11 protein-coding genes are annotated in these 13,707 nt (G+C 38.8%); 4 read left to right on the plus strand and 7 right to left on the minus strand.

The features are described from left to right. Window positions 1–30 precede the first annotated feature (30 nt). Entirely contained in the window at window positions 31–1,800 is a 1,770-nt protein-coding gene (locus HMPREF9096_RS03870; RefSeq protein WP_009500571.1) for an ABC transporter ATP-binding protein/permease, read from the plus strand. 132 nt (window positions 1,801–1,932) lie between these two features. On the opposite strand, the gene rpsO is transcribed toward HMPREF9096_RS03870, so the two are convergent. From rpsO to hldE, 7 genes are all read right to left on the minus strand, one after another. Next, window positions 1,933–2,202, minus strand: coding sequence for a 30S ribosomal protein S15 (rpsO, locus tag HMPREF9096_RS03865; RefSeq protein WP_005628925.1), 270 nt, complete (start codon window positions 2,200–2,202; stop codon window positions 1,933–1,935). Between the two features lie 106 nt (window positions 2,203–2,308). Next, window positions 2,309–3,088 carry a substrate-binding domain-containing protein gene (locus tag HMPREF9096_RS03860; protein ID WP_009500572.1) on the minus strand — a complete coding sequence of 260 codons (780 nt, stop codon included), beginning with the start codon at window positions 3,086–3,088 and terminating at the stop codon, window positions 2,309–2,311. Between the two features lie 9 nt (window positions 3,089–3,097). Beyond that, window positions 3,098–3,859: a molybdate ABC transporter ATP-binding protein MolC gene (gene molC, locus HMPREF9096_RS03855; RefSeq protein ID WP_009500573.1), complete on the minus strand. Its 762-nt coding sequence runs from the start codon at window positions 3,857–3,859 to the stop codon at window positions 3,098–3,100. Continuing rightward, window positions 3,852–4,865 carry a molybdate ABC transporter permease MolB gene (molB, locus tag HMPREF9096_RS03850; RefSeq protein ID WP_009500574.1) on the minus strand — a complete coding sequence of 338 codons (1,014 nt, stop codon included), beginning with the start codon at window positions 4,863–4,865 and terminating at the stop codon, window positions 3,852–3,854. The genes molC and molB overlap by 8 nt, the downstream gene beginning before the upstream one ends. Continuing rightward, the gene (gene molA / locus HMPREF9096_RS03845) at window positions 4,852–5,907 is read right to left on the minus strand and encodes a molybdate ABC transporter substrate-binding protein MolA (protein WP_009500575.1); all 1,056 of its coding nucleotides are present in this window, start codon (window positions 5,905–5,907) and stop codon (window positions 4,852–4,854) included. The genes molB and molA overlap by 14 nt, the downstream gene beginning before the upstream one ends. A 67-nt stretch (window positions 5,908–5,974) precedes the next feature. Beyond that, the gene (modD, locus tag HMPREF9096_RS03840) at window positions 5,975–6,820 is read right to left on the minus strand and encodes a ModD protein (protein ID WP_009500576.1); all 846 of its coding nucleotides are present in this window, start codon (window positions 6,818–6,820) and stop codon (window positions 5,975–5,977) included. Window positions 6,821–6,944: 124 nt separating this feature from the next. Beyond that, the gene (gene hldE, locus HMPREF9096_RS03835) at window positions 6,945–8,375 is read right to left on the minus strand and encodes a bifunctional D-glycero-beta-D-manno-heptose-7-phosphate kinase/D-glycero-beta-D-manno-heptose 1-phosphate adenylyltransferase HldE (protein WP_009500577.1); all 1,431 of its coding nucleotides are present in this window, start codon (window positions 8,373–8,375) and stop codon (window positions 6,945–6,947) included. A gap of 96 nt (window positions 8,376–8,471) precedes the next feature. Here hldE and htrB point away from each other — a divergent pair, with 96 nt between their 5' ends. The 3 genes from htrB to parC all read left to right on the plus strand — a co-directional run bounded on the left by htrB (window position 8,472) and on the right by parC (window position 13,701). Further along, the gene (gene htrB, locus HMPREF9096_RS03830) at window positions 8,472–9,407 is read left to right on the plus strand and encodes a lipid A biosynthesis lauroyl acyltransferase HtrB (protein WP_009500578.1); all 936 of its coding nucleotides are present in this window, start codon (window positions 8,472–8,474) and stop codon (window positions 9,405–9,407) included. Window positions 9,408–9,479: 72 nt separating this feature from the next. Next, the gene (gene parE, locus HMPREF9096_RS03825; RefSeq protein WP_009500579.1) at window positions 9,480–11,378 is read left to right on the plus strand and encodes a DNA topoisomerase IV subunit B; all 1,899 of its coding nucleotides are present in this window, start codon (window positions 9,480–9,482) and stop codon (window positions 11,376–11,378) included. Between the two features lie 67 nt (window positions 11,379–11,445). Beyond that, window positions 11,446–13,701, plus strand: coding sequence for a DNA topoisomerase IV subunit A (parC, locus tag HMPREF9096_RS03820; protein ID WP_009500580.1), 2,256 nt, complete (start codon window positions 11,446–11,448; stop codon window positions 13,699–13,701). Window positions 13,702–13,707 lie beyond the last annotated feature (6 nt).

A 13,707-nucleotide genomic window follows, 5' to 3' on the forward strand; every position in this document is an offset into this window, starting at 1 on the left:
CTTTTTCGTTTTTTACTTTATGGATAATCAATGAACTGGCAAACCGAACTTAATAATAGTTTAAACTGGATTTTAACCGCTCTTTTTTGGGTGATATTATGCTTTAGCACAACAATGTTAGCCTTAAAACAAACTACTTTCGGCAAAAAATTCTGGTGTATCGTGTCACCATCGATTAATAAAAAAACTAGCATTAAACTAATTTTAATGTTGTTAGTGCTATTTATAATGATATTGTTGGAAGTACGATTTAGTGTGCTTAATTCATTTTTTTACAATGGATTGTATAGCTCAATGCAAGAATTAAACATTGAGAAATTTTGGTTCTTTGCAAAACTAAATGCTCTTCTTGTGGTAGCACAAGTTATACATGCCATTGCTGATTACTTCTTTCAACAAGTTTTTGAAATTCGTTGGTTGGAAAGTCTTAATGCAACACTTGTTAAACGCTGGCTAAATAAGAAAAAATACTATCGACTAAAATACGAACGAGATTTACCAGATAATATCGATCAACGTATTGAACAAGATGCGAGAGAATTTATTACCAGTACCGTACAAATTGTGCGAGGCGTGATTAACTCGGTGCTCACGACCATTGAATTTACGATTATTTTATGGTCACTTTCTGGTGTATTAACTTTATTCGGATTTAATATCGAAAAAGGCGTTGTTTTCTTCATTTATGCTTTTATTATTTTTGCAACACTCATGTCCGTGTGGATTGGTCGCCCTCTAATTAAGCTGAATTTTATAAAAGAGAAACTCAATGGCGATTATCGTTATTCCTTAATCCGTGTACGAGACAATGCAGAAAGCATTGCTTTTTATAATGGCGAGCCAAAAGAACAAACTTTCTTACAACATCAATTCCGTCAAATTATTCATAACCGTTGGTCCATTGTATTAAAAATGTTGGGCTTGAATAGTTTCAACTCAGGGGTAACTCGCGTGGCCAAATTATTGCCCTTAATGTTGCAAGCACCACGTTTCTTTTCTGGTCAAATAAAGTTAGGAGATATGCATCAAACGGTCCAAGCATTTAACCGATTAATGACCGCACTCTCATTTTTCCGCTTATTCTATGAGCAATTCACACTCTATCAAGCACGCTTGAATCGTCTTTATGGTTTTATAACAAAAATGGATGAATTAGATAAACAAAACGTTCATCATCCTTTTCATTGTTCTCATCGTGTGGCCTTAAAAAACTTTGGCATTAAAGATGAACAAGGCAATGTTCTACTCAATAATTTAAATATTCATTTAGAAAATGGAGATGCCCTATTGATTCAAGGTGCATCTGGAACAGGAAAAACATCGCTGCTAAAAGCAATTGCAGGAATCTATCCTTTTGAAACCATAGGTATTGCGGAGCATCCATGCATGGGAAGTTTATTCCTGCCACAACGACCTTATATGCCGCAGGGTACTTTACGAGAGGCAATTTGTTATCCAAATATCAATCCAAGTCACGCAGAATTAGAACAAACCATGAAGGATTGTGCGCTAGGAAAATATATACACGCGCTTAATGTAAAAAATGACTGGCAAGCGATTTTATCACCTGGTGAACTTCAAAGAGTGGCGTTTATTCGTATTTTACTCACAAAACCAGATGTCGTATTTCTTGATGAAACAACTTCAGCATTGGATGAAACAACCGAGCATTTACTCTACCAAACAATTAAAGAGGGTTTGCCCAAAATGATCATTCTCAGCGTAGGTCATCGTAGTACATTACAGCAATTTCATAACAAACAACTAAAATTAGATGTATGTTTATTATGTGAAAATTAGAAGATGGCAAGTTAAGAATATATAAACCAAATATTTTGATGCTAGTCTAAAGAGCGCCTATAAAATTAAAATAAAATCATAAAAAAAGCCCTCGAGATTCGAGGGCTTGGTTTTTTACTATCGTAATAAAAATTAGCGACGTAAACCTAAACGAGCGATAGTGCTTTGGTATAAAGCAAGATCAGTACGTTTTAAGTAGTCTAAAAGTTTACGACGACGAGAAACCATACGTAATAAACCACGACGACCATGGTGGTCTTTTTTGTGCTCTGCGAAGTGAGCTTGTAAGTGGTTGATTTGTGCAGTTAATAGTGCGATTTGAACTTCAGAAGAACCAGTATCTTTCGCATCACGACCAAATTCAGCAACGATTGCTGCTTTTTTTTCAGTACTTAGAGACATTTTTTACTCCTAAAAGGTAGTGTTGTTAATACATCATTCGCCGATCTCTAACTCAGCGATGACAAGGAGCTTGCATTCTAGCGATGAATAAATTCAAATGCAAGGTTTATTCCAGCAAAAAGCCATGATTTTTAATGATTTGTTTAGCTATATCAGATCGTAAAAATTGAAAAAATTTAGCCGCACTTTCAACATTGTTTAATAAAGCCATGACATATTCAGCTTTTACCTCAAATTCAATAGGGAACATATGAGTCAAAAATGCTTGATTATTCAGACCAATACTAGAATTTGTATTTATAGATACATCGTATTTACTTGGCTTAACTTCAGATCTTAATTGATAATGTGCATAACCGATCATCATATCAGCATAACCATTCAATAATAAATAATGAGATGCAATTTTCCCTTTTGGAACTATATTTGAAGAATTTCCGCCTACTAATTTCAACGCTCGTCGTTTCAATGCCTCCCCTTCACCAGGAAAACATTGCTCAATTTTATCAAATAACAGCCAAGTATAATCTCCACAAGGATCACAAGATGGCGTTGATGTTGCGAGGCGTAAAGAGCGATCAAATAGCAATTCAAAAATGGATTTATGACGGAAGTGTTCTAAATTTAACATAGTTAATGCTAATTGATTAAAGGCTATCGTTAATTTTTGATAAATTTTTTTAGAATCAGCTAATTGAAGCACATTTTCAGGATTTGCACTAATAAAAATATCACATCTATTCCCTTGCTCAATTTGTTGACGCAATATTCCGGCTGGACCACAAAATGCTTTAATCTCTATATGATGAATTTGTCGAAAAATATCAGATAATTCTTGCAGAGCATAACGAAAACTACCTGCACTAAAAACAGTAATTGATTCCACAAGTTTTCCTTACTTTAATAACGTTTTATACAAGGGAACAAAATGCGTAAAAAAAGATTCTTTATATTGGGCTTGTTGTTCAAACATCGGTAAATGAAAAAGTGCGGTCAAATTTTCTGAGGTTAAAATATTCCTTGTTTCGCCAAATTTAAAATTTTGTTTATTTAACAATAAAGTTTTATTGGCTATCGCTACAGCTTGATTAGGTTGATGTGTTGTGAATACAACAGTCATGTTCTGTGATTGTGCCAAATCTATAAGTAAAGACAGTACAATATCTTGATTTGCAAGATCTAATGCTGAAGTTGGCTCATCCAACAGCATTAATTTACATTCGGAAGTAATGGCTCTAGCAATTAAAATCAGTTGTCGCTGCCCACCTGAAAGCGAAGCAAATTCGCGATTTGCCAAATGGGTCAAGTTCAAATAATCCAGTGCCTGCATGGCGATTTGATAATCATGCATTTTGGGTTTAGCAAAAGTATTAATATGGGCTGAGCGTCCCATTAACACAATATCCAACACCGAATAAGCAAAAGGCGAAGAAAAGAATTGGGGCACAAAACCGATAGATTGATACGCCTCAATCTTGCCCTGAATCGGGCGGTGAATACCAAGCAGTAAATCCAACAAGGTGCTTTTCCCACAACCATTTTGCCCTAAAATCGCCAGGATATCCCCTTTATTCAAATCAAAATTCAGTTTTTGAAACAGAAAGTTTTCCGCTTGGTAATAAAAGCCTAAATTTTCCACGGAGAGCGCTTTATTCATTCATGCCTCCGCTTTTTAGTTTATACACCAATACGCCGAACAAGGGTGCACCGATAAGTGCGGTCAAAATACTGATCGGAATTTCAGCATCAGACAAGGAACGCGCAACATTGTCCACGAGTAACATATAAGTTGCGCCGACCAGCATGGTGCAAGGCAATAAACGTTGATGATTGGCGCCCACCAGCATACGACTAAGATGAGGAATAATCAGACCGACCCAACCGATACTACCGCTAATTGCCACCTGACACGCTACTAACGAACCGCTTAAAAAGATCACTAACCAACGTAATGGCGCCACTTTCACACCTAATGCCTTGGCTTCTTTCTCATCTAAAGACAGTAAATTCAAGCGCCAACTTAAGCCGAGTAAAATTGAGCTACACGCCAAAAACGGGGCAAAGAAAAAAGCGAATTTTTCCCAGTTAGAGGTGGCAAAACTCCCCATCAACCAAAACACAATGCTTGGCAATTTTTCTTCTGTATCGGAAATGTATTGCAATAGACTGACGAGGGCTGAAAAAAGCCCGCTTAAAATCATGCCGGTAAGAATAAGCATCAACAAGCTGCGTTGATTAAATTTGAAGCTAAATAGAAAAACCAAGGCAAGCGTGCCGAAGCCAAATAAAATAGTGCTAGCAAATAAGCCATATAAACTGAATCCAAAGAAAATTGCCAAGGTGCCACCGAAGGCTGAACCGGAGGTCACGCCGATAATATGCGGATCCACTAACGGGTTACGAAAAATGCTTTGTAATACCACACCACTCAATGCCAAACCGGCACCCACGCAAAGTGCGGTTAAAATTCGAGGTAAACGCACTTGAAAAATCACTTGCTGCTGCACTGGGTCGATCTCAAGTGCGGTCGCTTTTGCCCACAGAATTTGTCCAATTTGCGCTACAGACAAGGAATACCGCCCAATTCCCAAAGAAATGACGGCGGTAATCACAAGCAATAGCATTAAGCCAAAGAGAATTTTAGGGTAACTATTGGGCTGCATTGTCGGCTTTATAAGATGTGCGGTAGAATTTTTGATAATAATCGTTCACCATTTTATCTAAATTCACATCTTGGAAACGTTGCGGATAAAGCGCTTTCGCCAACCATACTTCACCCAACGCTAAGGCTTCCGGCATCGGATATCCCCAGGCTTTAGCATATTCCGGCATCAACAAAACTTTTTTATCTTTTACCGCTTGAATATTTGCCCAACCTTGATCATTCAAAATTTTTGGTACCACATCAGGATAACGATCTTGCACTAAAATCACTGCAGGATTCCATTCCAACACATTTTCTAGAGAAACCTGTTTGAAACCTTTAATAGTTGCCGCTGCGACGTTATAAGCCCCCGAATGCTCCATCATAAGCCCCGTATATTTACCAGAACCATAAGTGCCTAAATCAGGATTTGCCATATAAGTACGGATACGTTTGTCTACTGGAATATTTCCTAAACGATCAGCCAATAATTTTCTATTAGCAAAAGCCGCTTTGATCAATTCATTACCCTGCTGTTTTTTCTCAAACACCTCAGCAATCAATTCAATCCCCTGTTTTAAGCCGTCATTATAAGCTTTATCTTCATCAGTTGATGTTGGATTAAGTTTACCTTTTTCGCCCGCTTCACCGGTACGCAAGGAAATGGCTACCACAGGAATATTCACGTCACTGATTTGCTTGATCATTTCGGGCGGTGCATAGTTAGTCACAAACACTACATCTGGTTTTAACGCCAACAAACTTTCAATATTAACGGAATTCAAATCGCCCGGCATAGCCATATTTTCCAACTCCGGCGCAAGGCGAACATAGTTTTTGCCTAGTTGTTTCTTCCAGTTGGAAAGCACTCCCACAATCTGTTTTGTGGCATCCAACTGCACAGCAATATTCAAAGTTTGGTGCTGTAACACCACAGCTCTATTAATGTGATCGGGAATTGTCACTTTTCGATCGAGTTGGTCTGTGATAATGCGATCAGCTAATGCTGAAAAAGAAAGGGAACCGAGCAAGCCGGCAATTAACAATGATTTAAGTTTCATAGCACATCCTTATTTTAAGTAAGAAAGCATCATTATACACTTATTTATATAATGATAAACTATATACTTATATCTTTTCAATCACCACTTTTATATCCTCTGGTGGTGCATAATAAGGTGCAGAAGTAATAAATAAACGAATACCTAATTTGGCGTAATCTGATACATTATTTTTATTTACTCCTCCAGCGACAGAAAGCAGAATATCTTTCTGTTTTGAGTGAAGTAGATCTAAAGCCTTTTTCACATCATCTAATGACCATTTATCAAGTTGAATAATATCAGGCTCTGCTACATACATTTGCTCAAATTGAGCAAAATTATCTGCTTCTAAAGTTATTTTATTTTCAGGTGCTTCTCGACGTAATCTATTCACAATTTTCACCCAATCATTTGGATCAGAAAGTAAATTTCGATGATTAGTGAAAACCAAAAGAGTTTCACTGACGCCTTGTCGATGAATATGCCCACCAGCGGCTAATACAGCATTCGTCGCAAGTTTACGCGTATTAGGAATACTTTTACGTGTGCAAGCCACAACAGCGCTTGGGTTAACCGCTTTGGCATTCGCAATCATTTCTGCCGTATATTGCGCAACCCCACATGACCATTCAAGCACCAATTGAACCACTTTCCAAGCTTGATGTAATTGTTCAGACATTCCTTCCGCACTTATCAGCAAAGCACCTGATTCAACCCAATCCCCTTCTTTTACATATAAGTGCGGTTGAATATCCAATTTTTTTAATAATTTTTCCGCAACAGAAACGCCCGCCACAATCCCTGCATTTTTACGCTTAAAAAGAATGTTTGCTGGAATATTTTCAATACCAAGGGCGTGAGTGGTTAAATCACCACGATAAATATCCTCGAGTAATAAATCATCCAATTCTTTGTCTGAAAAATAAATCATCGTAACTCCTCAAATTAGTTGTCCTTGATATAAATAAACCTGTTACTTCAAAACGATACTTTCTCTGATAATTTCATATGAATATTAAAGCAACAAAAAAGGTTGGGACTCCCCAACCTTTCATCTAATTTTTCAATAATTTAATTTTTTCAATCACATTTGTTGTTGAACAACCATTTTCAAAGTTTAGCACTTTAACATCACCGCCATTTGCCCAAACTTCTTTTGCGCCAGCAATCTCTTCAGGTTTGTAATCGCCACCTTTGACTAAAAGATCCGGTAGAATTTCACTGATTAAACGTTGTGGTGTATCTTCAGTGAATGGTACCAACCAGTCCACAGATGCCAAACCAGCCAATACCGCCATTCGATTTTCAAGATTATTAATTGGGCGACTATCACCTTTTAAGCGTTTAACGGAATCATCACTGTTTACCGCGACAATTAAACGATCGCCCAATTTGCGTGCATTTTCTAAATAAGAAACATGCCCTGGATGCAAAATATCGAAACAGCCATTAGTCATCACAATTTTTTCAACGCGCGCTTTTGCTTGTGCGACAGCATCTTTTAATTCAGCTTCACTCATAATGCCAAATCCAGTTTCAGGGCGAGCATGAATCGCATTTTCAAGTTCCACAGTCGAAACCGTTGAAGTTCCCAATTTACCCACCACAATTCCAGCGGCGACATTGGCTAGGTAACAAGATTCTTCGAAAGAACGTCCATCTGCTAATGCAGTTGCTAATACACTAATAACGGTGTCACCGGCTCCCGTCACATCAAACACTTCTTTTGCGACAGTTGGCAAATGATAGGGTTCTTGATTTGGACGTAATAATGTCATCCCTTTTTCAGAACGAGTTACCAAAAGTGCGGTTAATTCAATATCAGAAATTAATTTTAAACCTTTCTCTATGATCTCTTCTTCTGTATTGCATTTGCCCACAACGGCTTCAAATTCAGACATATTTGGTGTCAATAATGTCGCACCACGATAACGTTCAAAATCAGTCCCCTTTGGATCGATCAATACTGGAACATTCGCTTTGCGTGCAATTTGAATCATTTTCTGAACATCTTTTAGCGTGCCTTTACCATAATCAGAAAGAATCAAAGCACCGTAATTTTTCACCGCACTTTCTAACTTCGCTAATAAATCCTTGCAATCTACATTATTGAAATCTTCTTCAAAATCAAGGCGGAGCAGCTGTTGATGACGAGATAAAATACGTAATTTAGTAATGGTTGGATGGGTTTCTAATGCAACAAAATTACAATCGATTTTTTGTTTTTCTAATAAGTGGGAAAGCGCAGAACCAGTTTCATCTTGTCCAATCAATCCCATTAACTGAACAGGTACATTGAGTGAAGCAATATTCATCGCGACATTTGCCGCACCACCCGCGCGCTCTTCATTTTCCTGTACACGAACCACTGGCACAGGTGCTTCTGGTGAAATGCGGTTGGTTGCGCCGAACCAATAGCGATCAAGCATCACATCGCCTAATACGAGTACTTTTGCTTGCTTAAATTCTGCTGAATATTGAGCCATTTTAAAATCTCTCTATTTGAATAACCAAAATTGTGACGATTTTACCACAACTCAAATTTACGATAAACTACGCCCCTAACTTACGTGGAAAGAACAATGAAAAACGAAAAACTCCCTCAATTTCAACCGCACTTTTTAGCTCCAAAATACTGGCTCTTTTGGCTAGGCATGGCAATTTGGCGAAGTATTCTATGTCTTCCCTATCCTATTTTGCGCCATATTGGTAATGGTCTCGGTTGGCTGTTTTCACATTTAAAAGTAGGCAAACGCCGAGCTGCCATTGCACGCCGTAATCTTGAACTTTGTTTCCCTGATATGCCTGAAAACGAGCGTGAGGCGATTTTGCAAGAAAATCTTCGTTCAGTAGGCATGGCAATTATCGAAACAGGTATGGCTTGGTTTTGGTCGGATTCACGTATCAAAAAATGGTCAAAAGTTGAAGGATTACATTATCTAAAAGAAAATCAAAAAGATGGAATTGTTCTCGTCGGTGTTCATTTCTTAACGCTAGAACTTGGCGCACGCATTCTTGGTTTGCACCATCCCGGCATTGGCGTTTATCGTCCAAATGATAATCCTTTGCTTGATTGGCTACAAACGCAAGGTCGTTTACGCTCTAATAAAGATATGCTTGATCGTAAAGATTTACGCGGAATGATCAAAGCTTTACGCAATGAAGAAACTATTTGGTATGCGCCTGATCATGATTACGGCAGAAAAAATGCCGTTTTTGTACCATTTTTTGCTGTGCCCGATGCTTGCACAACCACGGGTAGTTATTATTTATTGAAATCCTCACAAAACAGCAAAGTGATTCCATTTGCGCCATTACGCAATAAAGATGGTTCAGGCTATACTGTGAGCATTTCAGCGCCTGTTGATTTTACGGATTTACAAGATGAAACAGCGATTGCTACGCGAATGAATCAAATCGTTGAAAAGGAAATAATGAAGGACATAACGATATACATGTGGCTACATCGTCGTTTCAAAACGCGTCCAGATGAAAATACGCCTAGTTTATACGATTAAAAGTGCGGTCGAATATCACCGCACTTTTTGATAGAATTTTCTCAAATTTAAAAATTAACGACTCATCTAACCATGACAACCAATTATTCAGCTCAAGAAATTACCGTTCTTAAAGATCTCGAGCCGGTGCAAATTCGCCCCGGTATGTATACAGACACCACTCGCCCTAATCACCTCGCACAAGAAGTTATTGATAACAGCGTGGATGAAGCTCTTGCGGGTTTTGCCACAAAAATTGAAGTAATTTTACACCCTGATCAATCCATTGAAGTCACAGACAATGGTCGCGGTATGCCTGTGGATATTCATCCTACGGAAGGCATTTCCGGCGTAGAGGTAATTCTGACTAAACTACATGCGGGTGGTAAATTCTCTAATAAAAATTATGAATTTGCGGGTGGTTTACACGGTGTGGGGATTTCTGTGGTGAATGCACTTTCTGAACGCGTGGATATTCAAGTCAAACGCAATGGTGAAGTGTATAAAATTTCCTTTGAAAACGGCAGTAAAGTAGAAGAATTGGAAGTTATTGGGACTTGTGGTAGACGCACAACTGGAACAACCGTTCACTTCAAACCGAATCCAAAATATTTTGACAGCGCAAAATTTTCCGTTAGCCGCCTACGCCATTTATTAAGAGCGAAAGCGGTACTCTGCTCAGGGCTTGAAATCAAATTCATTGATAAAGTAAACAATACTCAAGACATTTGGTTATATGAAGATGGTCTTTCCGATTACCTTATCGAAGCAGTTAACGGCTTTGAAACCCTTCCAGAAAAACCATTCGTTGGTGAATTTAAAGGAATAAATGAAGCGGTTAGCTGGGCATTACTTTGGTTACCAGAAGGTGGCGAACTGATTGGCGAAAGCTATGTAAACTTAATTCCAACAATTCAAGGCGGAACACATGTTAATGGCCTACGCCAAGGCTTGTTAGATGCCATTCGTGAATTTTGCGAATTTAGAAATCTATTACCACGTGGCGTAAAACTTACCGCTGATGATATTTGGGAGCGTTGTTCTTACATTCTTTCCCTTAAAATGCAAGATGCGCAATTCGCGGGGCAAACTAAGGAACGCTTATCATCACGCCAAAGTGCGGTGTTTGTCAGCGGTGTTTTAAAAGATGCGTTCAGTCTATGGCTAAATCAAAACGTACAAGATGCTGAAAAATTAGCAGAAATTGCAATCAGTTCTGCACAACGCCGATTACGCGCAGCTAAAAAAGTCGTACGTAAAAAACTTGTTAGTGGGCCTGCATTACCAGGAAAATTAGCAGATTGTGGCTCACAGGATTTAGAAAAAACGGAATTATTTTTAGTGGAGGGCGACTCTGCGGGCGGCTCAGCAAAACAAGCGCGTGATCGCGAGTATCAAGCGATTTTGCCGTTACGTGGAAAAATCTTAAATACATGGGAAGTTTCACCTGATCAAGTATTAGGTTCAACAGAAATTCACGACATAGCTGTGGCTCTAGGGATCGATCCTGACAGCAATGATTTATCACAACTTCGCTATGGTAAAGTATGCATTCTCGCGGATGCTGACTCGGATGGTTTGCATATTGCCACCCTACTCTGCGCCTTGTTCTTACGCCATTTTCCGAAATTAGTACAAGACGGTCACGTTTACGTCGCAATGCCACCACTTTATCGTATTGACTTAAATAAAGAAGTCTTCTACGCATTAGATGAAAGTGAAAAAGAGACGATTTTAGATCGGTTGAAAAATAAAAAAGGCAAACCGAATGTTCAACGTTTTAAAGGTTTGGGTGAAATGAACCCATCGCAATTACGTGAAACAACAATGGATCCTAACACTCGTCGCCTTGTTCAATTAACTTATGATTTAGAGGAAAACCAAGGCGCGAATACATTAGAACTCATGGATATGTTATTAGCGAAAAAACGTTCCGAAGACCGTAAAAATTGGTTACAAGCGAAAGGCGATCAGGTTGATTTATCTGTTTAGACTAAATTAATCTCAGCAAATCCGAATTTTAATAAATTAAGAATATATTCAATTAACAGAAACCAAAATGACAAATATCAATTATGAAGGCATTGAACAAATGCCTCTACGTACCTTCACCGAAAGGGCTTATCTCAACTATTCCATGTATGTCATCATGGATCGTGCGTTGCCTTTTATCGGCGATGGTTTAAAACCCGTTCAACGCCGTATCGTGTATGCGATGTCTGAACTTGGCTTAAACGCTACGGCAAAATACAAAAAATCTGCCCGTACCGTCGGTGATGTACTCGGTAAATTCCATCCACATGGCGACAGTGCTTGTTATGAAGCGATGGTGTTAATGGCACAACCCTTCTCTTATCGTTATCCACTTGTAGATGGTCAAGGTAACTGGGGGGCACCAGATGATCCAAAATCCTTCGCAGCCATGCGTTATACGGAATCGCGCCTATCTAAAATCTCTGAAATCTTGCTGAGTGAACTCGGACAAGGAACGGTAGATTATCAACCAAACTTTGATGGAACCTTGGCTGAACCACAATATTTACCTGCTCGTTTACCTCATATTTTATTGAACGGCACAACAGGTATTGCAGTGGGTATGGCGACAGATATTCCACCACACAATATTAACGAAATTGCTGATGCGGCAGTAATGTTGCTAGATAATCCGAAAGCGGGATTAGATGATGTACTTAAAATTGTTCAAGGTCCAGATTTTCCAACAGAAGCGGAAATTATTTCGCCCAAATCAGAAATTTGTAAAATTTATGAGCAAGGTCGTGGCTCAATAAAAATGCGTGCAACTTGGAAAAAAGAAGACGGTGAAATTATTATCTCAGCACTTCCGCATCAATCTTCGCCATCCAAAATTATTGCCCAAATAGCCGAACAAATGACGGCAAAAAAACTGCCAATGCTAGAAGATATTCGTGATGAAGCGGATCACGAAAATCCAATTCGGATTGTGCTAGTTCCTCGCTCAAATCGCGTCGATACCGATGCATTAATGGCACACTTATTTGCGACTACAGATCTTGAAAAAAGCTACCGTGTAAATATGAATATGATCGGGCTTGATCATAAACCTGCGGTAAAAGGCTTATTAGAAATCTTAAATGAATGGCTTGCCTTCCGTCGTACAACCGTAACTCGTCGCCTTCAATATCGCTTAGATAAAGTACTCTCTCGCTTGCATATTTTAGAAGGTTTAATGATAGCCTTTTTAAATATTGATGAGGTTATTGAAATTATACGTCATGAAGATGATCCAAAAGCAGAGCTTATGGCACGCTTTAATTTAAGCGATGAACAAGCCGATGCAATTTTAAATTTACGCTTACGTCATTTAGCGAAATTAGAAGAAAACCAACTCAAAGCTGAACAAGATGAACTTGAAAAAGAGCGGTTAAATTTAGAAGCAATTTTAGGATCGGAACGCCGTTTGAATACGCTTATCAAAAAAGAAATTCAAGAAGATGCGAAAAAATATGTAAGTCCACGTATGTCTCAACTGGTCGAACGTGAAGAAGCCAAAATGATCTCTGAAAGTGATATGACGCCAGCAGAGCCTGTTACTGTCATCTTATCAGAAATGGGCTGGGTACGTTGTGCTAAAGGACACGATATCGATCCTAAATCATTGAGCTACAAAGCGGGTGATAATTATCGAGCTCACGCTTGTGGTAAGAGTAATCAAGCCGTTGTATTCATTGATAGTACAGGGCGGAGTTATGCGCTCGATCCACTTTCATTGCCTTCCGCACGTTCTCAAGGTGAACCTCTCACAGGTAAACTAAATTTACCAGCTGGTGCGACCATTGAATATGTCGTAATGGCCAGCGAACAGCAAGAATTATTGATGGCTTCTGATGCGGGTTATGGTTTTATTTGTAAATTTGAAGATTTAATTGCACGTAATAAAGCAGGAAAAACCTTGATTTCTTTACCGGAAAATGCCAAAGTGATGGAGCCTAAGACGCTGGCGAATGCCACCGCACTTGTTGTCGCTATGACATCCGCTGGCAGAATGTTAATTTTCCCGGCAAAAGATTTACCGGCATTATCAAAAGGCAAAGGCAATAAAATTGTGACAATTCCTGCAGCAAATGCAAAAGAGCGCAGTGAATTGTTAGTGAAATTATTGCTCATTTCAGATCAAGCAAGTCTTGAATTTCATTCCGGAAAACGAAAAATTGTATTAAAACCGGAGGATCTGCAGAAGTTCCGTGCTGAACGAGGCAGAAAAGGTTCGACATTACCACGTGGATTACATACCAATGTTGAAATAGTGGTAATCGAACCGCAACACAACACATAATTTAAA

Source organism: Haemophilus sp. oral taxon 851 str. F0397 (genome assembly GCF_000242295.1).
Classification (GTDB): domain Bacteria; phylum Pseudomonadota; class Gammaproteobacteria; order Enterobacterales; family Pasteurellaceae; genus Haemophilus.

Excerpts from the sequence above, each read along its gene's own strand:
- parC (WP_009500580.1), top strand. The coding sequence starts at position 11,446 with ATGACAAATATCAATTATGAAGGCATTGAACAAATGCCTCTACGTACC.
- molB (WP_009500574.1), bottom strand. The coding sequence starts at position 4,865 with ATGCAGCCCAATAGTTACCCTAAAATTCTCTTTGGCTTAATGCTATTG.
- molC (WP_009500573.1), bottom strand. The coding sequence starts at position 3,859 with ATGAATAAAGCGCTCTCCGTGGAAAATTTAGGCTTTTATTACCAAGCG.
- modD (WP_009500576.1), bottom strand. The coding sequence starts at position 6,820 with ATGATTTATTTTTCAGACAAAGAATTGGATGATTTATTACTCGAGGAT.
- hldE (WP_009500577.1), bottom strand. The coding sequence starts at position 8,375 with ATGGCTCAATATTCAGCAGAATTTAAGCAAGCAAAAGTACTCGTATTA.
- htrB (WP_009500578.1), top strand. The coding sequence starts at position 8,472 with ATGAAAAACGAAAAACTCCCTCAATTTCAACCGCACTTTTTAGCTCCA.
- HMPREF9096_RS03870 (WP_009500571.1), top strand. The coding sequence starts at position 31 with ATGAACTGGCAAACCGAACTTAATAATAGTTTAAACTGGATTTTAACC.
- rpsO (WP_005628925.1), bottom strand. The coding sequence starts at position 2,202 with ATGTCTCTAAGTACTGAAAAAAAAGCAGCAATCGTTGCTGAATTTGGT.
- molA (WP_009500575.1), bottom strand. The coding sequence starts at position 5,907 with ATGAAACTTAAATCATTGTTAATTGCCGGCTTGCTCGGTTCCCTTTCT.
- parE (WP_009500579.1), top strand. The coding sequence starts at position 9,480 with ATGACAACCAATTATTCAGCTCAAGAAATTACCGTTCTTAAAGATCTC.